We start from the raw sequence: 24,235 nt of genomic DNA, 5'->3' as shown, positions 1-24,235 counted from the left end.
CAGACGCTGAGACAAACCGGCCCCTGCGGGCCGACGTTTACTGAGCATGCAGGGTCCGGTGCAACAGTCGGATTCAGGAAATCCTTACCGGGCACTCACGTAGCCAAGCAGACGCAGCGGCCCAAGCATAACGGATTTTCAGCCGGCGAGTGATTTGTCAAGCGGGCTGTCGGGGACATTATCCAGGCCGGAAAAAACCGGGCATCTCTGTCCGGTTTTTCCCCCATCGCAGGGTGCTCAGGCCGGGGTCACTTCCTCGGCCTGCAGACCCTTCTGACCCTGCACCACCTTGAACGAGACCTGCTGGCCTTCCTGCAGGCTCTTGAAGCCGCTGCCGGTAATGGCGCGGAAATGCACGAAAACGTCCGGACCATTGTCGCGGGCAATGAAACCGAAGCCCTTGGCGTCGTTGAACCACTTGACGGTACCCACCTGACGATCAGACATGTTTAATCACTCCACAGGGTTTATGGACAGCCGCCGCAAGGCGACCGGCCGGCTTGACTGGTGTGCAAGGAAACAACCCAGGGGTGAACGATGAGGCAGATCGCGGATCGGCAGCATCGGGCCACAAACTCTGCTGACCCCGGCAAACTCAGTGGGCGGATCATAACGGCACAACCGGGCCGAACGGAATGGAGCCGGTTCACCGTTCCGCACTGCGGCGGCGGCAAATTCAGATTTTCTTGACCTTCGGCGCAGTCTAGTGGCAGGCAGTCCCCAGACCCGCCCGCTACCCGGCCGGCGCGGTCGCCACCCTGGAGAAGAGCCATGTCCGCACTGTCCCGCCTGATCCTGACCAGCGCGCTCGCAGGCCTGCTGGCGGCTTGCGCACCCCATGAGACCACGCGGACCACGACAACGACCAGCGCCAGCACGGCAAGCCCTTCCGTATCCGCCCACGAGGCTGCCACTCAGCGGGAACGGCAGCGTGTCGGCGCCGCTTCCAGCAAGCCTGCCGCCGCCAAGCCCGACCTGTCCGAGGACACCGGCATCACCGCCTGTGACGACTACCTGGCCAGCTATCTGGCCTGCCATCGCGCGGCGGCGATCTTCCCGCCGAACCAGTTGCAATCCCGCTACGAGGCGATGCGCGCCGGCCTGCTGCGCGATGCGAAGAACCCGGATATCCGGCCGCAACTGGCGGCACGCTGCAACTCGCTGGCCAGCCAGTTGCGCCAGGCCCTGCACGGCAAGACGTGCTCGGAGGGCCCGGCGCCCGCGGCCACCACGCCGTAAAGTCGCGGGGTCAGCCGGCCGACCAGGCCGCGCGCAACGGCCGCGCCAGCGCGGCTGGCGAAGTGCGCCCCAGCCGGATCTCCGGGGTGCCGTGCCAGCGCGCGGTATCGGCGATCGCTGCGGCCACCGCCTGCACCAGTGCCGGCTGTGGCGACACCCCGGGCTCCAGGAACACGGCCTTGACCTCGAACACGCCGATGTCACGGTGGGCCTTGGCGTCGAGCCGGCCGACCAGCCGGCCCCGATGCAGGATCGGCAGCACGAAGTAGCCGTAGCGGCGCTTTGGCGCCGGCGTGTAGCACTCGATGGTGTACTCGAAACCGAACATGGCATGGGCGCGCGCCCGGTCCCATACCAGCGGGTCGAACGGCGACAGCAGCACGGTACGCGTGGCTCGCAGCCGCCCTGCCAATGCCTGGGCGAGCGTTGCGGCATGGTCGCGATGCACATAGCCGGGCGTGGGCCAGCCCTCCACCGGCACCGCCAGCAGTTCGCCGCTGGCCACCAGCGGCGCCAGCTCGCGCTCGCCGACCTTCGGCTTCAGGCGGAAGTAGTCGGCGACCCAGGCCGCCTGCGTCACCCCCAGCGCACGCACGCTGTCGAGGATGAAGCGCTCGCGCTGTTGCGCCGCCGAAGGCGCAAAGGCCGGATCGAACGGCGGTTCGAGCCGGGCCAGCACGTTTTCGGCCAGGTCGTAAACGCGCTGGAAGTTGTCGCGCCGCGCCACCATCAGCTCGCCCAGTGCGAACCACGCCTCCAGCCAGCGCTTCTCCGGTTTCCACTCCCACCAGCCCGCCTTGGCGACGCCGGCCCTACGCGAGAAATCGGCTGCCCGCACCGGGCCGGAGGCACGAATCGACTGCAGCAGCGCATCCATGTCGGCACGTTGCTCGCGGTGCATGCGCGCCGCATGGCGATGTGCCCAGTGATGCGCGCGGTGATCGTGGCCGCCACGGTGCCAGGCGACATCGGTGGCGCTGACGAAACATGCCTCATGCGCCCAGCACTCGGCCAACCGGCCTTGCGCGAGCGCCTCGTCCAGCCAGGCCGCCGGGTAATCGCCCAGGCGCGAATGCAGCACCAGGTAGGGGCTGCGCGCCACCACGTGGATGGTGTCGATCTGCAGCAGGCGCATGCGCGCGACCGCCGCCACCACGTCGTCGCGCCGGGGCCGTCGTCGCGGCGCCTGCAGCAGGCCCTGCGCCGACAGCTGCAGCGCCCGCGCCTGCGCCAGGCTCAACACGTGGCCATCACCTGAAGCGGCGCCCAATGGCCGCCTGCCTTCACGACTTCGTGACGTGGATATGGAGTCGGCATTTACAAGGCCACTGTTAACGTGAAAACCGAATTGGGCAGGAGAACGCCCGCCCGATGGAGTGCAGGGCACCGCACAACCCCACCGATCATTCTGGCATGGAGTACCGATGATGAAATCCCGCAAGCCATTATTGAGCGCCCTCGCCGCCGGCACCCTGTTGTTCGCCGGCAGCCTGATCGCTCAGCAGGACATGCCGCCGCCCACGGACACGGCACCGCAACCGCTGCCGCCGCAAACCGTCCCGCCGACACCGCCAGCGGCCGGCACGGCGGCAGCGGCGCCGACCAGCCAGGTCAACACGGCCACCATGAACACGCCGGCGGGCCAGTTGGAGGTGCGTTCGAGCATGCCTCCGCCCCCACCGGCCGGCCCGGCGCCGAGTTTCGAGCAGCTGTCCGGTGGTGGAAAATACATCAGCGAGGAGCAGGCCTCGGCCTATCCCCTGCTTGCCAATGACTTCCTGCATGCCGACCGCAACCGTGACGGGCGCATCAGCAAGAGCGAGTACAAGCGCTGGACCGACAACAAGTGAGCCTCCACGCCGCAGACGCCGGCCGCACTCGCGGCCGGCGTTTTCATGTGCCGATCGCTGTCGCCCGCGCTCGCTCCGCTAAACTGGTCCGCCGACCCGCCAGGAACTCCCCTTCATGAAACGTCCGATCGCGGCCGTCCTGATGGCGCTCTGCGCCGGCGCCCTGGCCAGCGCCGCGCACGCGCAGAACCCGGACCCCACCGACATCCGCGCCTGCACCGCGATCGAGAGCGATGCTCAGCGGCTGGCCTGCTATGACCACGCCACCGGCCGGGTCAACCTGCCGATCGCGCAGAAGCGCGCCGACCAGGCCACCACCACGCCGGGCATTTTCAGCCGCGATCGCCCGCAGGCCTTCGCCAGCGCGGAAACCAACCGCGAAGTGGCCACCCCGCTGTCGCTGCTCGACAGCCGCTGGGAACTGTCGCCGGAAAGCAAGCTCGGTACCTTCAATATCCGTGGCTACAAACCGGTGTACGCGCTGCCGGTTTTCGCCACCAGCAATCAGAACAAGCGGCCGCACAGCCCGAACCCGGACAACACCGTGCCAGCCCCCGGGGAGCAACTGGACAACGCCGAGATGAAGTTCCAGCTCAGTCTGAAAACCAAGCTGTGGCAGGGCGTATTCGGCGACGCCGGCGACCTGTGGGTGGGCTATACCCAGTCCTCGCGCTGGCAGGTGTACAACGCCAAGGCCTCGCGGCCGTTCCGCGAAACCAACTACGAGCCCGAGGCGATGCTGGTGTTCGACACCCACTACCAGGCGCTGGGCTGGGAGGGGCGGATGCTCGGCATCGGCTTCAACCACCAGTCCAACGGCCGCAGCAATCCGCTGTCGCGCAGCTGGAACCGGGTGATCGCCAGCGTCGGCTTCGAGCGCGACGGCTGGGCCGTGATGGTGCGCCCGTGGTGGCGCGTCCCGGAAGCGCGCAGCGATGACAACAACCCCGACATCAGCGACTACATGGGCCGTGGCGAGATGCAGGTCGTGCACGAATGGCGCGGCCAGGAGTTCGGCATGCTGCTGCGCCATTCGCTGCGCGGCGGCAACCGCAGCCACGGCTCGGCGCGCTTCACCTGGAGTTTCCCGGTAGCCGGCAACCTTCGTGGCTACATGGAGGTGTTCAAGGGCTACGGCGAAAGCCTGATCGACTACAACCACAACGCCACCTACCTCGGCCTTGGCGTGTCGCTGCTCGACTGGTATTAGGCGGAGGGTGGAACGGTGAGGGCTCGGTGCAGGTACCGGGCCTTCGCGTTGCGGCGGCAGCTGCGATCAGTGGTGGTGGCCGCCGGCGCCGTGCACGTGGCCGTGCGCCAGTTCTTCCTCGGTGGCGCCGCGCACGTCAGTCACCTCGATGGCGAAGTGCAGGGTCTTGCCGGCCAGCGGGTGGTTGGCGTCGATGAACACCACGTCGTTCTCGACCTTGGTGACGGTGACGTTGACCTGGCCTTCCGGGCCGTTGCCCTGGAACTGCATGCCGGGCTGGATATCCTCGACGCCCTGGAACGCCGCGCGCGGCACTTCCTGCATCAGCTCCTCGTGGCGCACGCCGTAACCTTCCTCGGGCGCCACGTGGGCGGTGAACTTGTCGCCGGTGGCGCGGCCTTCCATCTGCTTTTCCAGGCCCGGCACGATATGGCCGCTGCCGTGCAGATAGGTCAGCGGCTCGCGGCCCGCGGAGCTGTCGATGACCTGGCCATCGTCGTCGGTCAGCGTGTAATGGAAGGCGGCAACGGCGTTCTGGGCAATCTGCATGATGGTCTCGTGAAAGGGTTCGGCGCCGCCCACACCGGCGGCGAGGACCGGCAAGGTTAGCAGAAGCGCATCAGACCGCCGTGATCGGGCCGTCAACCGCCCAGCCGGGCCCGCATGTCCTTGCCGATCTTTTCCGGGGTGTCGGTGGAGGCGTAACGCTTCACCACCTGGCCGTCCGCGTCGACCAGGAACTTGGTGAAGTTCCACTTGATCGACTCGCTGCCGAGAATGCCCTTGCCTTCGCTCTTCAGCCATTTGTACAGCGGGTCGGCGTGCTCGCCGTTGACCTCGAGCTTGGCGAACAACGGGAACGTCACGTCGTACTGGGTGCTGCAGAACGTCTTGATCTCGGCCTCGTCGCCGGGCTCCTGGTGGCCGAACTGGTCGCACGGAAAACCGAGCACCACCAGGCCCAGGTCGCGCTGGTCCTGCCACAGCGTCTCCAGCCCCTGGTACTGCGGGGTGAAGCCGCACTTGGAGGCGACGTTGACGATCAGCAAGGTCTTGCCGCGCCATTCGCCTAGCGAGCGAGGCTTGCCGTCGATGTCGCGGACGGTGAAATCGTAGACGCTGGACATGGCCGGACTCCGTCGTGATGGGTCAATCCGGCAGCATACGCCATCGCCGCCCCCGCCCGTGGCATAGAATGGCGCACCCGCCCGCAGGCCACTTCCCCGCCGTGATCCGCTTCGTCGATGTCCACAAGTCCTATCGCGTCGACGGCAGGGACGTCCCCGCGCTGCAGCCGTTCAGCCTGGACATCATGGACGGCGAGGTGTTCGGCATCATCGGTCTGTCCGGTGCCGGCAAATCGACGCTGATACGGCTGATCAACCTGCTCGAACGGCCCAGCGGCGGCCACGTCTTCGTGGGCGACACCGAGATGACCGCGCTGGCCGAACCGGCGCTGCGCGCGCAGCGGCGGCGGATCGGCATGATCTTCCAGCACTTCAACCTGCTCGCCTCGCAGACCGCGGCGGACAACGTGGCGTTCCCGCTGCGGCTGGCCGGCGAACGCGACGCTGGCGTCATCCGCGCGCGGGTCGACGAACTGCTGGCGCGGGTGGGATTGACCGCCCACGCCGACAAGTACCCGTCGCAGCTCTCCGGCGGCCAGAAGCAGCGCGTCGGCATCGCCCGCGCACTGGCCAACCGGCCCGCCCTCCTGCTGTGCGACGAGGCCACCAGTGCGCTCGACCCGCAGACCACCGCCTCGGTGCTGGAACTGCTGGCGGAGATCAACCGCGAGCTGAAGCTCACCATCGTGCTGATCACCCACGAGATGGATGTGGTGCGCCGCGTGTGCGACCGCGTGGCGGTGCTCGACGCCGGCGCCATCGTCGAGCGCGGCGCGGTCGCCGATGTGTTCCTGCACCCGCAGCACCCCACCACGAAGCGCTTTGTCAACGAGGCGCTGCCCGAGGAGGCCGCCAGCGAACTGGCGCCGTTCGTCCGGGTCGACGGCCGCATCCTGCGCCTGAGCTTCCGCGGCGACGCCACGCTGAGTCCTTCGCTGAGCCGGGTGGCACGCGAGACCGGGGTGGAGTTCAACCTGCTCGCCGGGCGCATCGACCGCATCAAGGACCTGCCCTACGGCCAGCTCACCCTGGCGATGCAGGGCGCACGGACGGACACCGCGCTGGCCATGCTGCGCGAGGCCGGCATCGAGATCGAGGAGCTGCACCGATGAACCCGCTGCAGAAACTTTTTCCCAGCATCGACGACTGGGGCGAGATCGGCCGCGCCTGCGTCGACACCCTGCTGATGCTGGGCGGTTCGCTCGCCCTCACCGTGCTGATCGGCCTGCCACTGGGCGTGCTGCTGTACCTCACCGGCAAGGGCCAGCTGCGGCCAATGCCGAAGCTCTACGCCATCACCTCGCTGCTGGTGAACATCCTGCGCTCGGTGCCGTTCATCATCCTGATGATCGTGCTGATGCCGCTCACCTACGCCCTGGTCGGCACCAAACTGGGCATCCGCGGCGCGATCCCGCCACTGGTGATCGGCGCGGCGCCGTTCTTCGCGCGGCTGGTGGAGACCGCGCTGCACGAGGTGCAGCAGGGCGTGATCGAAGCCAGCCAGGCGATGGGCGCCAGCCTGTGGCAGATCGTGCGCCACGTGCTGCTGCCGGAAGCCCGCGGCGGCCTGTTCGCCGGCATCACGGTCACCGCGATCGCGCTGGTCGGCTACACGGCGATGGGCGGCGCGATCGGTTCCGGCGGCCTCGGCGACCTGGCCTACCGCTACGGCTACCTCAGCTACAAGTCCGACTACATGCTGGTCACCGTGGTGTTGCTGATCGTGCTGGTGCAGGCACTGCAGATGCTCGGCGACCACATCGTGATGCGTTATAAGCGAAGCTGATCGGTTATTTGCGCGTGGCGGTACGGGCGCCCTACTTTTGCTGGCCGCCACCGGGAATCACCGCCATGAGCCTGTTGCTCGCCGCCGTCGCCGCCATCCTGGCCCTGCTCCTGCTGGCCGGACATGCCAGGCCGAGGGCATGACGCGTGGCAGACGATGCCGAACCCAGGATTGTGTTTGGCGGTATAGACGGCTTATTATTGTGCGCCGCACAAGCGAAGTCCCCATGAAACTCCTACGCGCCGCCTTCATCACCGCCCTGCTCCTGCTGGCGGGCTGTTCCGCATCGAAGGAGGACGGCCAGACACTGCGTGTGGCCGCCACCGCGATCCCGCACGCGGAAATCCTCAAGCAGGCCAAACCGCTGCTGGCCAAGGAAGGCGTGGACCTGCAGGTCAAGGTGTTTGCCGACTACGTGCAGCCGAACACCCAGCTGGCCGAGAAGGCCATCGACCTGAACTACTTCCAGACCAGGCCCTACCTGGATGCGTTCAACCGCGAGCGCGGCACCCACCTCGTCGTCATCACCGGCGTACACATCGAGCCATTCGGCGCGTACTCGAAGAAGTACAAGAGCATCGACCAGTTGCCCGACGGCGCCAGCGTGACGCTGCCGAACGACCCCAGCAACAACAGCCGCGCGCTGTTGCTGCTGGCGAAGCATGGCCTGATCACGCTGAGGGACCCGACCGACCAGATGGCCACGCTGAAGGACATCACCGCGAATCCGAAACACCTGAAGTTCCGCGAGCTGGAGGCGGCGATGCTGCCGCGCACGCTGGACGAGGTCGACCTGGCGCTGATCAACACCAACTACGCGCTGGCCGCCGGGCTGAATCCCACCAAGGACGCGCTGCTGATCGAGGACAAGGACTCGCCCTACGTGAACTACCTGGTCGGCCGCCCTGACAACCAGAACGACCCGCGGGTGCAGAAGCTGGCCGGGGTGCTGCACAGCCCCGAGATCAAGGCGTTCATCGAGCAGAAGTACCACGGCGCCGTGCTGCCGGCGTTCTAGGCTCGTGCTCCTCCCCTGCGACGCAGGGAAGGGTTGTGATCGAAGGGAGTTCCTTGCGGAGGGAGGGGGCGCTCTTGACCTTTCCCCGCCAACCGGAGCGGAGCCGCTCCTCACCTGAAGGACTCCCTGCAGGCAGGATAAGCCGAAGCGCTCACCCCTGTTCCGCAGGGATGTCGAACACCTTCCGCAAATACGCCACGTAGGCCTCGTCCTCGCACATGTTCTTGCCCGGCGAATCGCTCAGCTTGGCCACCGGCTGGCCGTTGCAGCGGATCATCTTGATCACGATGTTGAGCGGTTCGGGGCCCACATCGTTGGTGAGGTTGGTGCCCACGCCGAACGAGAGCTGGCAGCGGCCGCGGAAGTGCGCGTACAGCTGCATCACCCGGGGGATATCCAGGGCGTCGCTGAACACCAGCACCTTGCTGCGCGGATCGACACGGTTCGCGGCGTAGTGCGCCAGCACCCGCTCGCCCCAGGCGAACGGATCGCCGGAGTCATGACGGGTACCGTCGAACAGCTTGCAGAAGTACATGTCGAAGTCGCGCAGGAACGCGTCGAGCCCGTAGACGTCCGACAGTGCGATGCCGAGGTCGCCGCGATACTCCTTCGCCCACGCCTCCAGCGCCGCCACCTGCGAGTCGCGCAGGCGCGGCCCCAGCGCCTGGTGCGCCTGCAGGTACTCGTGCGCCAGCGTGCCCAGCGGGGTCAGGTTGAGCTTGCGCGCCAGCCATACGTTGCTGGTGCCGGCCAGTTGCTCGCCCAGCCCGTCGCGCAGCGCGGTCACCGCCTCTTCCTGCCACAGCCGCGAGTAGCGCCGGCGCGTGCCGTAGTCGGCGATCTTGCAGCCCTCGTAGCCGGGCGCGTCATGCAGCAGGGCGATCTTCGCCTGCAGTCGCCGGCGCCCCTCGGCAAGGTCGAGGCCGCCGCTGGTCCTGCGGAAGTACACCTCGTTGACGATCGCCAGCAGCGGCACCTCGAACAGGATGGTATGCAGCCACGGCCCGCGGATGCGAATCTCGATCTCGCCGTTGGCCGTCGCGGCCGGTGCGATCTCCACATACTTCTCGTTGAGCTGGAACAAGCCCAGGAAGTCCACGAAATCGCTCTTGATGAAACGCCATGTGTGCAGGTAGTCGAGCTCGTCCGGCGCGAAACGCAGCTGGCACAGCGCCTTCAGCTCGGTGCGGATCTCCTCGATGTACGGCACCAGGTCGATGCCAGGCGTGCGGCACTTGAAGCGGTACTCGACCTGGGCGGCCGGATACTGGTGCAGCACCACCTGCATCATCGAGAACTTGTACAGGTCGGTGTCGAGCAGGGATTCGATGATCATCGGTGGCAGGGAGCAAAGCGGAGCGGGACAACCATTATCCACTCCAACCGCGCGGCTTGTTCCGCCCAAAAAGAAACCCCATCAGCCAGGGGAGGACTGATGGGGTTTGTCAGGCGGCATCCAGGGGAGGAATGCCGGCCCCTCAGTGGCGCGGTGGATTGCGCCACTTCCTGTCGCCGTCACGGCGATACACGTGTTTAGTGTGGCCGCTGGCAGGTGAGTTCAACGTGCACAGCGGCGCTTGTTCAGCTTTCCGACAGGCTTGCCGTCACGAGACGGACGCGACGGTTCGCGCATCCGCCGCCTACAATTTCCTCTCCTTATCGCGGAATCGACCATGAAGCTGCTCGCCGTATACCTGCTCGCGCTGTGTCTGGCCCTGCCCGCGGCAGCGGCCGAGCTGAAGGTCGACCTCGGCCATGGCGTGACGGCCTACAGCAGCGAAACCCTGCTCAAGCGCACCGACGCGCGCACGATCGACGTACCCGCCGACGTGGCGTTCCGCCGCACGATGCATTACCGCGCAGTGCCGCTGATCGCACTGCTCGATGGCATCGCTCCCGGCGACCACCTGCAGTTCGTGGCCGGCGACGGCTTTGCCGCCGAGATTCCCGCCGCGCTGCTGCTGAACACGCACGGCAGCGAAGCCTGGCTGGCGATCGAGGACCCGGCGCGGCCGTGGCCCACGTTGCCGGGCCACGCCCGGGCCGGACCGTTCTACGTGGTGTGGATGCGCCCGCAGGCCGCCGGCATCGGCCCGGAACAATGGCCGTACCAGCTGGCCAGCATCCGCAAGCTGGCCAACGTGGCCGCGCGCTTCCCGGCGCTCCTGCCCGATCCCTCGCTGCCGCAGGACAGCGAGGTGCAGCGCGGCTTCGCAGTATTCCAGCGCACCTGCCTCGCCTGCCACACGCTCAACGGTCAGGGGGATGCAAAGCTCGGCCCGGATCTGAACATCCCGCACAATCCCACCGAGTACCTGCGCGCCGACCTGCTGCGCGCATTCATCCGCGACCCGCAGTCGCTGCGGCGATGGCCGCAGGCGAGGATGCGAGGGTTCGGCGCACAGGTGCTGTCCGACGCCGACCTCGACGCCGTGCTGGCCTACCTGCGGCATATGGCGGGACGCAAGCACGGCAGCTGAGGCGACCGTGCCATTCACGGCCCAGCCGCCGCCTCGGCCTGCCAAGAATCGCACAATGCCTGCAGCGCCTGCTCGCGCTGCGTCTTCGGTTCGCGCGCCAGCTCGCGCACGCTGGCGTAGAACGCCGACCACTGCCCCTCGGCTTGGCGGAACAGCACTGCGAACGCCGGCGTCCACTGCTCGTACAGGCCGAACGGCAGCAGCCGCGCATTGTTGATCGGCTGCGCGACCCAGGCGTCGTAGCGGTGATCGCCCGGCCAGTCGCGCTCGCGCCACTGCGCGTAACGGACGCGGAACGCCGCGATCTGGCGCTGTTTGCCCGCCTCCATCGCCGCCGCGTCCGCGCCGCTGGCATACAGCGTCGCCAGTCGCGTGCGCAGGTCCAGCACCAGGTGGGTGAAGCCCCGCTCCATCGCGTGGACGCGCTCATCCGGTGGCGGCAGCCCGCGTGACTGGCGCCATTCGCGCAGCCCCTCGGTCTGCACGAAGGTCGCGAAGGATTCGTTGAACGCGGTGTCGCCCTTCACGTAGACCAGCTGGTGCGCCAGCTCGTGGAAGATCGTGCCATCCAGCTCATCGTCATCCCAGCGCAGCATGCTCGACAGGATCGGATCGGCGAACCAGCCCAGCGTGGAGTACGCCGGCACGCCGCCGATCCACACATCGTCGCCGCGCGCATGCAACTGCGCCGCATACTCCTTCGCCGCCGCCTCGCGGAACCAGCCGCGATAGGCCACGCAGCCGCTGACCGGGAAACACTGCGGCACGGCCTGCACCGAGTAGCGCGGCGTGGCGAACACGTTCCACACCACGTAGGGCCGATCCAGCGCGACGTACCCGGTGTAGCTGCGGTTGTCCGGCAACGCCAGCCGCTGCGAGGCGAACCGGCGCGCCTGCTGCGCCTGCTGCAGCCGCGCGGCGAGCTGCGGATCGGTGGCCGGATCGCGCAGCAGCTTGCTTACCGCACGCCGGTGCACGACCAGCTCGCCCTGCCCGTGCACGGCCTGCGCGTAGTAACGCAGACTGCCGCAGGCGCATAGCAAAAGGCCCATCGCCGCGATGGCGATGAGCCTTGGAATACGGCGGCGCGGAGGCGCGAATCCGGGCATGCCCCGATGCTGCCTCAACTCTCAGCGGCGGTCGCGGTCGTCGCGATCGCGGTCGCGGTCGCGGCGGGCGTCGCGCCGCGGCGGGCGCTCGTCGCGATGGTCGCCGCGGTCATGGCCCTGCCACCGGCCGGCGTGGCCGTGATAATCGCGGTAGCCGCCGTAGTCGCGGTAGCGGTAGCCGCCATCCCGGTAGCGCGAGCCGCCATACCACACGCTGCTGACGCCCACGCTCACGCCGGGCGCATAGCAGCAACCGTAGTAACCACCGTAATAGCCGTCGTAGTAGCCGGGCGTCGCGTAATAGGCGTTGCCACCATCGCCATAATAAGCATCACCGCTGTAGCCGGAGCCACGCACATAGCTGTAGCCCGGGTCGTAATAGCAGCCCGACAGCGTCGCGGCGGCGACGCTCAGGACAACGCTGGCCAGCAGGCGTTTCATGATCTGTCTCCATCGGGGAGTTGCGACTTCACGCTAGGCCGCTGCACTTGAACGCGCACTGAGTTGCAGCGCACCGCCTGCCGGCGTTTACCCGCCAGCCACGTATCGCCACCTCGGCTTCGATTCAGGTCGGCGGAGCGGAGCCAGTCAGCCCTTGCGCTTGCTCTGTTCGCCCCGCTGGGGAGCCCGCACGCGCCCGTCGGCGCCTTCGCCGCCCACCGGACCGGCCAGCGGCGGGTGCAGTTCCGCCCGGCCCGACCCCGGCTGGGCCGGGTTGGCATCCGGCCAGATCGGCCCCTGCCTTGCCCGTTCCTGCTTGACCGCAAGCAAGGCCTGGATCTTTGCCACGGCATCCTCCTGGCTGAGGTAGGGGGTTGCCGGCTCGGGCGAACGCTTGCGCGGGGCCGGCCTTTTCGCGGCAACGGCAGGTTGGACAGCAGCCCTGGCCATGCGCGGTTTGGCCGCCGACTTCGCCACAGGCTTTTTCGCCGCCGCCTTCTTCGCGGCGACCTTGCGGACCGCCGCTTTTTTCGTCGCCGGCTTCTTCGCGGTCTTCCGTGCCACCGCCTTGCCGGCGGCTGGCTTCCGCACTGGCGTCTTCTTAGCGGCAACCTTCTTCGTGGCGGCCTTCTTCGGGGGGGTAGCCTTCCTCGTGGCAGCCTTCTTCACCGCGGCCTTGCGCGGGGCGGACTTCTTCGCGACGGTCTTCCCGGCCGGCGCGTTCCTGGCGGTAGCTTTCTTTGCCGCGGATTTCTTCGCAGCCGACTTGCGGGTCATAGCCATGCGTTCGTTCTCCTGCGGTGGACGATGCAGCTGTGACCAGTATGCACGCCCCGGCCGCGGCAGGCATTACGCAGCGCAAGAAGCGTTCATCATCGGAAGCTCGGATGCATCAGCGCGTCGAGGAAATGCGGCAGCACCCCCGGCTCCACCAGCAGGGTGAAGATCACGCCGTAGGCTGCGCCCCACAGGTGCGCGCTGTGGTTGACGTTGCCCTGCCCGCGCCGGTCCATGTAGATCGAGTAGCCGGTGTACAGCACGGCGTAGACGATTGCCGGCATCGGGATCACCAGCACGATGATGCGCGACCACGGCGCCAGCAGGATGAAGGCGAACAGCACCGCCGACACCGCGCCCGAGGCGCCGAGGCTGCGGTAGTTCGGGTTGCTACGGTTCTTCAGGTAGGTCGGCAGGATCGAGACCACCAGGCCGCCGATGTAGAACAGTGCGAAGCCGAACGGCCCCATGCGCGAGGCGAAGAAGCTCTCCATCACCCGGCCGAAGAAGAACAGCGTGATCATGTTGAACAGCAGGTGCCCGAAGTCCGCATGCACCAGGCCGTAGGTCACCAGGCGGTGGTACTCGCGCTGGCGGGCGATCGCCGGCGGCCACAGGATCAGGTCGTTCAGCAGGCGGCTGTTCTTGAACGCCATGAACGAGACGATGCAGGTGATGGCAATGATGGCCAGGGTGATCAGCATGGGCAGTTCCGCGTCCGGCAACAAAAGCGGACATCTTGGCGCCGTCGCCGCGGCTTGTCGACTTCCGCGCTTATGCATCTGCCGTCGCGCCATATTCCGGGAAATCACTGCCCGCACCCATGGCAGGCGGCTATCATTCGCCGCTTTACGCGGCCGTCCGGTCGCCCGGCGCATGCCATGACCTCGCTTCGCTACCTGCATCTGGACGTCTTTGCCGCCACCCAGGGCGGCGGCAACCACCTCGGCGTGGTACTCGGCGCGGATGGCTGGGGCACCGCGGCGATGCAGCGTTTCGCGCGCTGGACCGCGCTGGTCGAGACCACCTTCCTGCTGCCGCCGACCGATCCGCGCGCCAGCTACCGCGCGCGCATCTTCACTCCGCACAAGGAGATTCCGTTCGCCGGCCACCCCAGCATCGGCAGTGCGCACGCCGCGCTCGCCTGCGGCCTGGCCGAGCCGCGCGACGGCCTGTTGTGGCAGGAATGCGGCGCCGGCGTGCTGCCGATCCGCGTCCTGGGCGACGGCGCCGGGCGCGAACTGCTGCTGCAGTCGCCGGGCGAACGCGTGCTTGACACCGGCCGCGACGCCCACCCGCTGCTGGCGGCCACGCTGGCCAACATCGAACCGGGCGTACTGCCGCCGGCGCTGGTCGACGGTGGCCGCCGCTGGTGGCTGGCCGAGCTGGCCGACGAAGCCGGCCTGCGCGCGTGGCAACCCGACCATGCGGCGATCGCCGCGCTGGCCCACGCCAGCGACAGCATGGGCCTGTGCGCGTTCGCACGATGCCGTCAGCCTGATTACCAGTTGGTAGTACGCGCATTCCCGGCGGGCGTGGGCATCGTCGAGGACCCCGCCTCCGGCGCCGCCAACGGCCTGATCGCCGCCTACATCGCCCATGTCGAACCGCACGGCCCGCTGGCCCGCGGCTACAAGGTCAGCCAGGGCCGCGAGATCGGCCACGACGCACAACTGATCGTGCACATCGACGGCAACGCGATCTGGGTCGGCGGACGCAGCCATACGGTGATCGACGGCACGCTGGCGTGGACGCCGTAACGCGCCGCACCGGCTATTCGCGCTCGTCAAGGTGCGCGCGGCGCGCGGCGACCAGCGCCAGCGCCGACCAGTCCAGTTCCGCGTCGCCGGCAGCCAGCGCCTCCAGCATGGCGTCGCGCAGCACGCCGGCGAACGGCAGCGGCACGCGCTGCGCCTCCCCCGCGGCCAGCGCCAGCCCCACATCCTTGTAGCCCAGCGGCAAGGCGAACCCGGCCGGCTTGAAGCGCTGCTCGGCGATCAGCTTGCCGTAGCCCTGATAGGCCGGCGCGGCAAACAGGGTACTGGTCATCACGTCGAGAAACTCCGCCGCGCTGACGCCATGGGCGCGGGTCAGCGCGGTGGCTTCAGCCATGCTTTCAATCGCCGCCGCCAGCATGAAGTTACCTGCGATCTTCGCCACGTTCGCGCGCTCCGGCGCCTCGCCCAACGGCCACAGTTTGCTGCTCATCGCCTCCAGCAAGGGCCGTACGCGTTCGATGGCGGCGGGCTTGCCGGCCACCAGGATGTTGAGCTTCGCCGCGGCGGCCATGTCCGGGCGCCCGAACACCGGCGCGGCGACGTACTCCAGCCCGCGCCTGCCGTGTTCCGCGGCCAGCTCCTGCGCCAGTGCCACCGAGATCGTGGCGTGGTTGACGTGCACGGTGCCGCGATCCATCGCATCGAGCACACCGCCATCGAGGAACACCTCGCGTACCGCCTGGTCGTTCGCCAGCATGCTGCACAGCACTTCGCCCTGCACGGCACGGTCGGCCGTCTTCGCCACCTTTGCGCCCAGCGAAGCCAGCGGCTCGGTGGCTCCCGCCGAGCGGTTCCATACCGCCAGCGTGTGACCGGCCGCCAGCAGGTTGCTGGCCATCGCGCTGCCCATCGCACCGAGGCCGATGAATCCGACTTTCATGCAGGTGCCCTCATGCCGAAACCGGCGCCCAGTGGAACATGCGCGATATTCAATTCGCGCGAAATCCGCCTATCACGCCACGGCGCCTGCCGCCTGCCCCGAAGCCCACGCCCACTGGAAGTTGTAGCCGCCGAGCCAGCCGGTGACGTCGACCACTTCGCCGATGAAATACAACCCCGGCACCCGCCTCGACTGCATGGTGCTGGAGGACAGCTGGTCGGTATCGACCCCGCCCAGGGTGACCTCGGCGGTGCGATAGCCCTCGGTGCCGCTGGCGGTGATCGGCCATGCATTGAGCTGCGCGCCGAGCTGCACCAGCTCGGCCTCCCGGTACTGACGCATCGGCCGATTGTCGAACCACTGCTCGCACAGGCGTTGCGCCAGGCGCTTCGGCAGCACCTCGCCGAGCACGGTCTTCAGCTCGGCCAGCGGCCGCGCGGTGCGTTGTTCGACCAGGTACTCGCCGACGTCGAGGTCCGGCAACAGATCGATGCGCAGGTCGTCGCCAGGCTGCCAGTACGAGGAAATCTGCAGGATCGCCGGGCCACTGAGGCCGCGATGGGTGAACAGCAGGCCGCCGCGGAAGCTCTGCTTGCCGACGCGAGTTTCCACCGTCGACAGCGCCACCCCGGCGAGGTCCTGATAGTGCTCCTGGTGCTTGCCGCTCAGGGTCAGCGGCACCAGGCCGGCGCGCGTGGGCAGCACAGCGTGGCCGAACTGGCGCGCCAGTTCGTAGCCGAAGCCGCTGGCGCCCATGCTGGGAATCGACAGGCCGCCCGAGGCGACCACCAGCGACCCGGCATGCACCTCGCCGCGCGCGGTGAGCACGCCGAAGCCTTCCGGTGTTCTGCGCACGCGCTGCACGCCACAGCTCACCTCCACCGCCACACCGGCCGCAGCGCACTCGTCCAGCAGCATGCGCACGATCTGCTTCGACGAGTCATCGCAAAACAGCTGGCCCAGTTCCTTCTCGTGGTACGCGATGCGGTGCTTCTCCACCAACGCGATGAAGTCCCACGGCGTGTAGCGCGCCAGCGCGGACTTGGCGAAATGCGGGTTGGCCGACAGGTAGTTCGCCGGCGTCGCGTCCATGTTGGTGAAATTGCAGCGCCCGCCACCGGACATCAGGATCTTCTTGCCGACCTTGTTCGCATGGTCGACCAGCAGCACACGGCGACCGCGCTGGCCGGCGGCTATCGCGCACATCAGCCCCGCGGCGCCGGCGCCGATGATCAACACCTCGGTTTTCAAGAACTCACCATGGTCACGCCATTGCGCTTTTGTTCGCCATCCCGGCGAAAGGAAAGTTGCGCATTATCGCCCAGCCGCATCGCTTACACTCAGCCCTTCAGTTGCCAGCGAGCCGCCGCCATGCCTTCCTTTGACGTAATCTCCGAAGTCGACAAGCACGAGCTGACCAACGCGGTCGACCAGGCCAACCGCGAACTGGGCAACCGCTTCGACTTCAAGGGCGTGGACGCGAGTTACGTGCTGGACGACGGCGTGATCACCCAGAGCGCGCCGAGCGAATTCCAGCTGCAGCAGATGCTGGACATCCTGCGCGGCCGGCTGACCGCGCGGAAGATCGACATCCGCGCGCTCGACGCGGGCGAGCCGGAAACCAACCTGGGCGGCTCGCGGCAGAAGATCACCGTGAAGCAGGGTATCGAGCAGCCGGTGGCGAAGAAGCTGGTGGCCGAGCTGAAGGCGGCCAAGCTCAAGGTCGAGGCGCAGATCAACGGCGACAAGCTGCGCATCAGCGGCAAGAAGCGCGACGACCTGCAACTGGCGATGGCGGTGCTGCGCAAGTCCGACGTGGAACTGCCGCTGCAGTTCGACAACTTCCGGGATTGAACCGGGATCCGTGCAAAGCATCACACGCGTCGCGAACCGCGTAGGGCGGGCACCGCCCGCCGGCTCTTGCCTTGCGAGATTGCGACAAACTGATCCTTCGCCGGAGCCCGCTCGCAGGCGATGCTCTTCGACACTACGAAAGGCATCGCCCGCCAGCGGGCTCCTACGGGCAGCGGCGGGACCTACGCTTTCGACAGCAATCGCCCACCCATCGCGGCGTTGACGGCCACCACCACCACCACTGCCAGCGCATGCGTCAGCAGGTCGGTGGCGGCGGAATCATAGGCGTGGCAGATCTCCAGCAGGCTGGCCGAGGCCGCCGCGCTGGCCAGCCCGACCAGCACGGCCGTGAGCACCGGTCGCAGCGGGCAGGCGCGACGCAGCAGCACGATCAGCAGCGCAGACAACGGCACTGAGAAGCCGATGATGAAGAGCAGGCAGTCGGCGGTCTGATGCAGGCCGGCAAGCTGCGTCCCCGGCGCGATCCAGGTGCGCAGGCAGCCGAGGCCGCTGGCGCCGATCCACAGCAGAGCGCCGGGCAGCGGCAGCCACGCCCACGCCGCCCGCCGCCCCGGCACGCCCAGCGCGAATGCAGCCCACGCCGCGCAGATCGCGGTGATCGCCGCGCCGATGCCGGCCCAGGCCAGGTCCGGCGTGGCGGCCCAGCGCCGCAGCATCGGGGCGGCGCCGTAATGCAGCAACAATCCGGCTGCCAGCGCCAGCACCGCCAGCAGCCAGCCGGCAGTGCGCAGCCATGGCGGCAACAGCCGCCGCACCGGCACCAGCCCGGTGCCGAGATGGTCGATCAGCGCCTCATGGGATGATGACTGCTCGGGCATCACGTCAGGGTTCTCCGTGGAAACGTTCGCGCAGCGCCTTCAACGCGCGATGCAGGTTCACTTTCAGTGCGCCGGCGCTGCGCCCGGTCAGCTCAGACGCCTCGCTGAGCGTGCGCTCGCGCAGGCCCAGCTGTTCCACCGCCTCGCGCTGGCCCGGCGGTAGTTCGGCGATCGCCTCATGCAGGCGCTGCGCACGCTGGCCGCTTTCGGTGGCCACGCTGGCGTCGTCGGCATCCGGGTGTCGGTTCAGCGCGTAGTCGTCGTGCAGTTCGCGGCTGTCGCGACGGCCACGGCGGCGCAGCGCGTCGATCGCACGGCGGCTGGCGATCGCGCTCAGCCATGCGTCGTACGAACGGCTCGGATCGTAGGTGTGGCGCACGCGGTGCACAGTAAGCAGGGTCTCCTGCACCACGTCGTCCAGGCTGTCCGACGCCACGCCCTGGCGCCGTGCGGTGGCGCGGATCAGCGCCACCGAATCGGCCAGCAGCCTCTCGTAGGCGCGCCGGTCGCCGGCCTGCGCAGCCGCCATCCACACCGCCCGGCGCCGGTCGGGCGATTCGCTGTCGTTCACCATGACGACATCAGCTGGCACGGGGTCGAGACTCGCCCGCAGGGAAAGTCCACTATCTAGACCCATGCCGGCGGCGGCGGTCAAGGCTTGTGACATGCGGACTCCACGGCGGAACGCCTGAAGGAGTATTCGCTGCAGCCGGCCCCGGTGTTACTCCAGCCCGCAGGTAACCGCCGTCAGCATGCCGGCGAATAACCAGGCAACCACCCACGGATGCTTCCCATGCTCGTGTTGATCCTCGCCTATCTCGGCGGCGTACTGACCATCCTCAGCCCGTGCATCCTGCCGGTGCTGCCGTTCGTGTTCGCCCGCTCGGATCGCCCGTTCATGCGCAACGGTTTCCCGATGCTGCTGGGCATGGCGATCACCTTCGCCGCGGTCGCCACGCTGGCGGCGATCGGCGGCAGTTGGGCGGTGCACGCGAACCAGTACGGTCGCTGGGTGGCGATGCTGGTGCTGGCCGTGCTCGGCCTCACCCTGCTGTCGACCCGGCTGGCGGAATGGATCGCGCGCCCGTTCGTGGCGCTGGGCAACCGGCTGTCGCAGCGCTCGGCCGGCGACAGCGATTCGATCTGGGGCGCGACCGGCCTCGGCGTCGCCACCGGCTTGCTGTGGGCACCCTGCGCGGGGCCGATCCTCGGCCTGCTGCTGACCGGCGCGGCGCTGAACGGCGCCAACGTGCAGACCACCCTGCTGCTGCTCACCTACGCCGCCGGCGCGGCCACTTCGTTGGGCCTGGCGCTGCTGCTCGGCGGCAAGCTGTTCGCGCTGATGAAGCGTTCGCTCGGCGCCGGCGAATGGGTGCGCCGTGCGCTCGGCGTCTTGGTGCTGGGTGGCGTCGCCGCGATCGCGCTGGGCCTGGATACCGGCCTGCTCACCCGCGTCTCGCTGGCCAGCACCGGCGGCATTGAGCAGAAGCTGATCAACGCGGTGCGCCCGGCACCGGCGTCGCAGCCGCTGCTGAAGGCTGGCGACCCGCTGCCGGTGGAAGGCACGTTCCCGTCGCTGGCCGGCGCCACGCAGTGGCTGAACAGCCCCCCGCTCACCACCGAGTCGCTGCGCGGCAAGGTGGTGCTGGTCGATTTCTGGACCTACTCCTGCATCAACTGCATCCGCGCACTGCCGTACGTGCGCAGCTGGGCCGACAAGTACAGGGACCACGGCCTGGTGGTGATCGGCGTGCACGCACCGGAGTTCGCGTTCGAGAAGGACCCGGCCAACGTGGCGAAGGCGGTGAAGGACCTCGGCGTCGACTACCCGGTCGCGCTGGACAACGACTACGCGATCTGGAAAGGCTTCAACAACGAGTATTGGCCGGCGCATTACTTCATCGACACGCAGGGACAGATCCGCCACCACCACTTCGGCGAAGGCGAGTATCGGCAAAGCGAGGACGTGATCCGCCAGCTGCTGACCGAGGCCGGCCAGAACAACCTGCCCGGCGGCTACGTCAGCGACGACCATCGTGGCGTCGAAGCCGCCGCGTCAGACGACCTCACCCGCTCGCCGGAAACCTACGTCGGCTACGCCCGCGCGATGAACTTCGTCGGCGGCCGGGTGGCGCGCGATGAAACGCACGACTATCGCGCGCCCGCCTCGCTCGCCGCCAATCAGTGGTCGCTCGACGGCCGCTGGACCGTGCGCGATGAGAACGCGCAGCTGGACCGGGCTGGCGGCGCCATCGTCTACCGCTTCCGCGGCCGCGACCTGCACCTGGTGCTCGGCCCCGCCAGCGACGGCAAGCCGATCCGCTACCGCGTCAGCATCGACGGCCAGCCGCCCGGCGCCGACCACGGCATGGACACCGACGAGGCCGGCAACGGCACGGTCACCGGCCAGCGTCTGTACCAGCTGGTGCGCCAGGCCAGCGGCGGCGGCGAGCGGCTGTTCGAGATCACCTTCCTCGATCCCGGCGTGCAGGCATACGCGTTCACGTTCGGCTGATCGGCTCTCGTAGGAGCCCACTCGCGGGCGATGTTCTCCACCGGGATTCGGGATTCGCAAGAGCAGCGCCCGCGATGCGGACTCCTGCAAAACGACATCCACGGAGGTTGCCATGTCACGCATCGACGAAACCCTCGCGATGGACCGCCGCCGCTTTCTGCGCGCAGCACTCGGCGGCGGTGCATTGCTGGCCGTCGGCGGCGGATGGCTGCTGCCGCGCCTGCGGGCGGCGGCGAACACGCCGGTCGGCAGGCCCGGCGACGTGTTGCTGGAAATCTTCGACGACGCCGGCCACGACCTCGGCGCGCGCAAGGTGGCGAAGCTGGTGCTGAGCGATGCGCAATGGCGGCACCGGCTGGCGCCGGCGGCGTACGAGATCATGCGTCAGGACGGCACCGAACGCGCATTCAGCGGCGAGCACGAACGGCCCGCCGTGCCCGGCCTGTTCCGCTGCGTCGCCTGCGCCACCGCGCTGTACGACGCCGCCACCGAGTTCGACTCCGGCACCGGCTGGCCCAGCTTCTGGCAGCCGATCGCCGCCCGCAACGTGATCGAGCGCCACGACAGCATGTTCGGCATGGATCGCATCGCGATCAGCTGCGCCGGCTGCGACAGCCACCTCGGCCACGTCTTCGACGACGGCCCGCAGCCAACCGGCCTGCGCTACTGCATGAACTCGGTGGCGCTGCGCTTCGTGCCGCGCCACGCCTGAACGCTCAGCCGTCGTCCCGCGACCACGGCCACCAGCCGCGCCCTGTGCGCGCATAGCGGTCGGCCGCGCGCTCGAACGGATTGCGCACGCTGATGCCGCCGCACAGCAGGTACAGCGGCAGGAACAGCGGACCGAGCAGCATGTACTGGCAGACGTGGGCGCGCTCGTGCTCGGCCAGCGATACCGGCGGCTCGATACCGTGGCCGGCGCGATGGGCATAGGTGAGGCACGGCACGTCCAGCCACTCGCCGGTGTGCACGATCACGTTGCCCAGGGTCAGCGCCCCGCCGCGCCCCCACGGCCAGCGGCGCACCACCAGCGCCAGCTCGCGCCGCTGCCAGCGCAGCTTGGCGCCGAAGGGAAGGCCAGCCAGGCCCAACAGCAGGCCGGGCAGGCTGTTCGGCAACGTCCACAGCATGCCCAGCGCCAGCAGGCTCTGCCGTGGCCAGCGTGAAGCGGATGTGTCGGGACGTTGCGGCATGTCGGCTCGGCTTGGTTTCGGCAAAGGGCGCCGCCATCTTGTCGGCGTTGGCGCCTGGCGCCTGACCTGTTACCGGAGTCTGCCATGAGTACACCACTGGCCATCCCCTGCCCGCATTGCGGCGCCCTGAACCGCGTTCCGGCCGAACGCCTCAGCGAACATCCGAATTGCGGCCGCTGCAAGCAGGCGCTGTTCGAGGGACATCCGGTGGAACTGACCGCGGCGAACTTCGACGCGATCGCCGGCCGCGGCGACCTGCCGGTGCTGGTGGATTTCTGGGCGCCATGGTGCGGGCCGTGCGTCGGCTTCGCGCCGGTGTTCGTGCAGGCCGCCGGCAAGTTCGAACCACGCCTGCGGCTGGCCAAGCTGGATACCGAGGCGCAGCCGCAGATCGCCGGGCGCTTCAACATCCGCAGCATTCCCACGCTGATCATGTTCAAGCAGGGCCGCGAGATCGCGCGGCAATCCGGCGCACTGAACGCGGCGCAGCTGCAGCAGTTCGTCGAGAGCGCGTTGGCGCGCGACTGATCAGCGCGCGCCGGCGCCGGCCGCCTGCCAGCGCAGCCAGTCGATCACCGCCGCCACCGCGGCGCGCGGCTTCGCCGGCGGCCGCACGATCCAGTACGACGGACCCAGCGATACGTCCAGATCGCCGAACGGGCGCAGCAGGCTGCCGTTAGCCACGTCGTCCGCGGCCAGCCGATGACGTGCCAGCGCTACGCCCTGGCCCTGCATCGCTGCGCGCAGCACCAGGTCGGACGAGGTGTAGCGCGCGCCGCCCTGCAGCGAAAGCCTCGCCGGCCCGTGCGCCTGCCGCCATAGTTCCCACGCCGCCTCCGGATCGCGGTCGTGCAGCAGGCGCAGGCCGGCCAGTTGCGCCGGTCTGGACGGACGCCCGGACGCCTGCCACAGCACCGGACTCATCACCGGATACAACGCGTCGTCCATCAGCGGCTCGGCGTGCAGTTCCGGCCACGGCCCCTTGCCCATGCGGATCGCCAGGTCGACGCGGCCGTCGTCCAGCGCATCCAGCCGCTGTTCCACCTGCACCGACAGCTCGATTTTCGGATGCGTCTTCTCCAGCGCAGGCAACCGTGGCAGCAGCCAGCGAATCGCGAACGACGGCGAGGTAGACAGAGTCACCGCGTGCGCCGGGCGGGTCTCGCGCAACGCCACCACCGCCTGTTCAATCTCGCGCAGGCCGGACAGTGTGGCGCGACCCAGCGCCTCGCCCTGCGGGGTGAACACCAGCGGCCCGCGCCCGGCCGCCGCGCGCAGCAGCGGCACGCCCAGCCAGCGATCCAGTTCGCCCAGGTACCGGCTCACCGAGGAGTGCGCCATGCCCAGCTCGCGCGCGGCGGCGCGCACGCCGCCATGCGCGTAGACCATGGCGAACGCGCGCAAGGCATTCAACGGCAACTCGTTCATGGTCGGAATTCTAGACCATAGATCCCGCACCATGGACCATCGAACTGGTCGAACATGGACGTCATTCGACCATTGCCGATGAGGGAATTGCATGGATTCGTTGCTCACCGCGGGCGGCCTGCTCAGTGTGGCCGCGATCACGCCCGGCCCGAACAACCTGGTGGTGCTGCGCGCGGCAGGTCATGCCGGCGTGCGCGGTGCACTGCCGGCAATCGCCGGCATCGTGTGCGGCGGCCTGCTGCTGTTTGCGGTGACGGCGCTGGGCGCGGGCGCGGTGTTCGCGGCGCACCCGCCGCTGCAGCGCTGGACCGGCGCGGTCGGTGCGCTGTACCTGGCCTGGCTTGGGGTATCGCTGTGTATCGCCGGCATCGCGCCACGACACGCCGCCGCGACGTCGGCGGCCTTGCCGGCCGGCACCCTGGGCTTGATCGGCTTCCAGTTCCTCAACCCGAAAAGCTGGGTGATCGTGCTGACCGTGCTGGCGGCGATGCCGGCCACCGGTCTGCGCGATTACCTGCCGCTGGCCGGACTGTTCGTGCTGATCCCCATCCTGTGCCTGCTGCTGTGGGCTGCGCTGGGCGCGTGGCTGGCCCGCTGGCTGGTGCGTCCTGCCGTGCGCCACGGCGTCGACGTCGTGATGGGCGTCCTGCTGGTCGCCTGCGCCTTGCTGCTGCTGATCGAACCTTGACCCTTTGCTCACCAGAGATACCG

General features: G+C 68.4%; 28 protein-coding genes. 13 read left to right on the top strand and 15 right to left on the bottom strand.

The window, feature by feature from the left end; all coding sequences use genetic code 11:
• Window positions 1-237: 237 nt before the first annotated feature.
• Window positions 238-447, bottom strand: a complete 210-nt coding sequence (locus UUA_RS01165; protein ID WP_008433536.1) for a cold-shock protein — start codon at window positions 445-447, stop codon at window positions 238-240.
• Window positions 448-771: 324 nt separating this feature from the next.
• Between UUA_RS01165 and UUA_RS01160 the strand changes: the two genes are divergently transcribed.
• Window positions 772-1,239 (top strand): hypothetical protein, encoded by a 468-nt coding sequence (locus UUA_RS01160; RefSeq protein WP_008433534.1) that lies wholly within the window; start codon window positions 772-774, stop codon window positions 1,237-1,239.
• 10 nt (window positions 1,240-1,249) lie between these two features.
• On the opposite strand, the gene UUA_RS01155 is transcribed toward UUA_RS01160, so the two are convergent.
• Window positions 1,250-2,482: a winged helix-turn-helix domain-containing protein gene (locus UUA_RS01155; RefSeq protein ID WP_008433533.1), complete on the bottom strand. Its 1,233-nt coding sequence runs from the start codon at window positions 2,480-2,482 to the stop codon at window positions 1,250-1,252.
• 181 nt (window positions 2,483-2,663) lie between these two features.
• On the opposite strand from UUA_RS01155, the gene UUA_RS01150 reads away from it, so the two are divergent.
• Entirely contained in the window at window positions 2,664-3,089 is a 426-nt protein-coding gene (locus UUA_RS01150; protein WP_235605934.1) for an EF-hand domain-containing protein, read from the top strand.
• A gap of 115 nt (window positions 3,090-3,204) precedes the next feature.
• Window positions 3,205-4,299: a phospholipase A gene (locus UUA_RS01145; RefSeq protein ID WP_008433531.1), complete on the top strand. Its 1,095-nt coding sequence runs from the start codon at window positions 3,205-3,207 to the stop codon at window positions 4,297-4,299.
• 66 nt (window positions 4,300-4,365) lie between these two features.
• Here the strand turns inward: UUA_RS01145 and UUA_RS01140 are convergent, their stop codons facing one another.
• Entirely contained in the window at window positions 4,366-4,848 is a 483-nt protein-coding gene (locus UUA_RS01140) for an FKBP-type peptidyl-prolyl cis-trans isomerase (protein ID WP_039953386.1), read from the bottom strand.
• 92 nt (window positions 4,849-4,940) lie between these two features.
• Window positions 4,941-5,426: a glutathione peroxidase gene (locus tag UUA_RS01135; RefSeq protein WP_008433529.1), complete on the bottom strand. Its 486-nt coding sequence runs from the start codon at window positions 5,424-5,426 to the stop codon at window positions 4,941-4,943.
• Between the two features lie 101 nt (window positions 5,427-5,527).
• On the opposite strand from UUA_RS01135, the gene UUA_RS01130 reads away from it, so the two are divergent.
• From UUA_RS01130 to UUA_RS01120, 3 genes are all read left to right on the top strand, one after another.
• A complete protein-coding gene (locus UUA_RS01130) occupies window positions 5,528-6,538 on the top strand; it encodes a methionine ABC transporter ATP-binding protein (RefSeq protein ID WP_008433527.1) in 1,011 nt (336 codons plus the stop codon).
• Window positions 6,535-7,212, top strand: a complete 678-nt coding sequence (locus UUA_RS01125) for a methionine ABC transporter permease (protein ID WP_008433525.1) — start codon at window positions 6,535-6,537, stop codon at window positions 7,210-7,212. Before UUA_RS01130 ends, UUA_RS01125 begins: the two co-directional genes overlap by 4 nt.
• A gap of 226 nt (window positions 7,213-7,438) precedes the next feature.
• On the top strand, window positions 7,439-8,230 hold the full coding sequence (locus UUA_RS01120; protein ID WP_008433523.1) for a MetQ/NlpA family ABC transporter substrate-binding protein: 792 nt from the start codon (window positions 7,439-7,441) through the stop codon (window positions 8,228-8,230).
• A 151-nt stretch (window positions 8,231-8,381) separates the two neighbouring features.
• On the opposite strand, the gene pncB is transcribed toward UUA_RS01120, so the two are convergent.
• On the bottom strand, window positions 8,382-9,566 hold the full coding sequence (pncB, locus tag UUA_RS01115) for a nicotinate phosphoribosyltransferase (RefSeq protein ID WP_008433520.1): 1,185 nt from the start codon (window positions 9,564-9,566) through the stop codon (window positions 8,382-8,384).
• Between the two features lie 337 nt (window positions 9,567-9,903).
• Between pncB and UUA_RS01110 the strand changes: the two genes are divergently transcribed.
• Window positions 9,904-10,710 carry a cytochrome c gene (locus tag UUA_RS01110; RefSeq protein ID WP_008433519.1) on the top strand — a complete coding sequence of 269 codons (807 nt, stop codon included), beginning with the start codon at window positions 9,904-9,906 and terminating at the stop codon, window positions 10,708-10,710.
• A gap of 14 nt (window positions 10,711-10,724) precedes the next feature.
• On the opposite strand, the gene UUA_RS01105 is transcribed toward UUA_RS01110, so the two are convergent.
• The 4 genes from UUA_RS01105 to UUA_RS01090 form a co-directional block, all read right to left on the bottom strand.
• Window positions 10,725-11,762: an aminopeptidase gene (locus tag UUA_RS01105; RefSeq protein WP_008433516.1), complete on the bottom strand. Its 1,038-nt coding sequence runs from the start codon at window positions 11,760-11,762 to the stop codon at window positions 10,725-10,727.
• 78 nt (window positions 11,763-11,840) lie between these two features.
• A complete protein-coding gene (locus UUA_RS01100) occupies window positions 11,841-12,260 on the bottom strand; it encodes a lipoprotein (protein ID WP_008433514.1) in 420 nt (139 codons plus the stop codon).
• A 147-nt stretch (window positions 12,261-12,407) separates the two neighbouring features.
• A complete protein-coding gene (locus UUA_RS01095; protein WP_008433513.1) occupies window positions 12,408-13,043 on the bottom strand; it encodes a histone H1-like repetitive region-containing protein in 636 nt (211 codons plus the stop codon).
• An 89-nt stretch (window positions 13,044-13,132) separates the two neighbouring features.
• Window positions 13,133-13,741 carry a rhomboid family intramembrane serine protease gene (locus UUA_RS01090; protein WP_008433511.1) on the bottom strand — a complete coding sequence of 203 codons (609 nt, stop codon included), beginning with the start codon at window positions 13,739-13,741 and terminating at the stop codon, window positions 13,133-13,135.
• Between the two features lie 177 nt (window positions 13,742-13,918).
• On the opposite strand from UUA_RS01090, the gene UUA_RS01085 reads away from it, so the two are divergent.
• Window positions 13,919-14,797 (top strand): PhzF family phenazine biosynthesis protein, encoded by an 879-nt coding sequence (locus UUA_RS01085; protein ID WP_008433510.1) that lies wholly within the window; start codon window positions 13,919-13,921, stop codon window positions 14,795-14,797.
• A gap of 13 nt (window positions 14,798-14,810) precedes the next feature.
• Here the strand turns inward: UUA_RS01085 and UUA_RS01080 are convergent, their stop codons facing one another.
• Window positions 14,811-15,749 carry an NAD(P)-dependent oxidoreductase gene (locus UUA_RS01080; protein ID WP_268793803.1) on the bottom strand — a complete coding sequence of 313 codons (939 nt, stop codon included), beginning with the start codon at window positions 15,747-15,749 and terminating at the stop codon, window positions 14,811-14,813.
• Between the two features lie 18 nt (window positions 15,750-15,767).
• Window positions 15,768-16,946: a BaiN/RdsA family NAD(P)/FAD-dependent oxidoreductase gene (locus UUA_RS01075; protein ID WP_008433508.1), complete on the bottom strand. Its 1,179-nt coding sequence runs from the start codon at window positions 16,944-16,946 to the stop codon at window positions 15,768-15,770.
• A 120-nt stretch (window positions 16,947-17,066) separates the two neighbouring features.
• Here UUA_RS01075 and UUA_RS01070 point away from each other — a divergent pair, with 120 nt between their 5' ends.
• Window positions 17,067-17,549, top strand: a complete 483-nt coding sequence (locus tag UUA_RS01070; RefSeq protein ID WP_008433507.1) for a YajQ family cyclic di-GMP-binding protein — start codon at window positions 17,067-17,069, stop codon at window positions 17,547-17,549.
• Between the two features lie 182 nt (window positions 17,550-17,731).
• On the opposite strand, the gene UUA_RS01065 is transcribed toward UUA_RS01070, so the two are convergent.
• Entirely contained in the window at window positions 17,732-18,388 is a 657-nt protein-coding gene (locus UUA_RS01065; protein ID WP_008433506.1) for an NrsF family protein, read from the bottom strand.
• A 4-nt stretch (window positions 18,389-18,392) separates the two neighbouring features.
• A complete protein-coding gene (locus UUA_RS01060; protein ID WP_008433505.1) occupies window positions 18,393-18,962 on the bottom strand; it encodes an RNA polymerase sigma factor in 570 nt (189 codons plus the stop codon).
• Between the two features lie 219 nt (window positions 18,963-19,181).
• Here UUA_RS01060 and UUA_RS01055 point away from each other — a divergent pair, with 219 nt between their 5' ends.
• Both UUA_RS01055 and msrB read left to right on the top strand, forming a co-directional pair.
• Window positions 19,182-20,903 (top strand): cytochrome c biogenesis protein DipZ, encoded by a 1,722-nt coding sequence (locus tag UUA_RS01055; RefSeq protein WP_008433504.1) that lies wholly within the window; start codon window positions 19,182-19,184, stop codon window positions 20,901-20,903.
• Between the two features lie 112 nt (window positions 20,904-21,015).
• Complete coding sequence (gene msrB, locus UUA_RS01050; RefSeq protein WP_008433503.1) at window positions 21,016-21,615, top strand: peptide-methionine (R)-S-oxide reductase MsrB; 600 nt, start codon at window positions 21,016-21,018, stop codon at window positions 21,613-21,615.
• Between the two features lie 4 nt (window positions 21,616-21,619).
• Here msrB and UUA_RS01045 read toward each other — a convergent pair whose 3' ends face one another.
• Window positions 21,620-22,096 (bottom strand): hypothetical protein, encoded by a 477-nt coding sequence (locus UUA_RS01045; RefSeq protein WP_008433501.1) that lies wholly within the window; start codon window positions 22,094-22,096, stop codon window positions 21,620-21,622.
• Between the two features lie 84 nt (window positions 22,097-22,180).
• On the opposite strand from UUA_RS01045, the gene trxC reads away from it, so the two are divergent.
• Entirely contained in the window at window positions 22,181-22,624 is a 444-nt protein-coding gene (trxC, locus tag UUA_RS01040; protein WP_008433500.1) for a thioredoxin TrxC, read from the top strand.
• Here the strand turns inward: trxC and UUA_RS01035 are convergent, their stop codons facing one another.
• A complete protein-coding gene (locus tag UUA_RS01035) occupies window positions 22,625-23,524 on the bottom strand; it encodes a LysR substrate-binding domain-containing protein (protein ID WP_008433499.1) in 900 nt (299 codons plus the stop codon).
• A gap of 91 nt (window positions 23,525-23,615) precedes the next feature.
• Here UUA_RS01035 and UUA_RS01030 point away from each other — a divergent pair, with 91 nt between their 5' ends.
• Window positions 23,616-24,212, top strand: a complete 597-nt coding sequence (locus UUA_RS01030; RefSeq protein WP_008433497.1) for a LysE family translocator — start codon at window positions 23,616-23,618, stop codon at window positions 24,210-24,212.
• Window positions 24,213-24,235: the final 23 nt, after the last annotated feature.

It is taken from the genome of Rhodanobacter thiooxydans LCS2, assembly GCF_000264375.1.
Taxonomy (GTDB): Bacteria; Pseudomonadota; Gammaproteobacteria; order Xanthomonadales; family Rhodanobacteraceae; genus Rhodanobacter; species Rhodanobacter thiooxydans.
The sequence above is the reverse complement of the archived record's forward strand: the minus strand, read 5'-3'. Positions and strand labels throughout refer to the sequence as shown.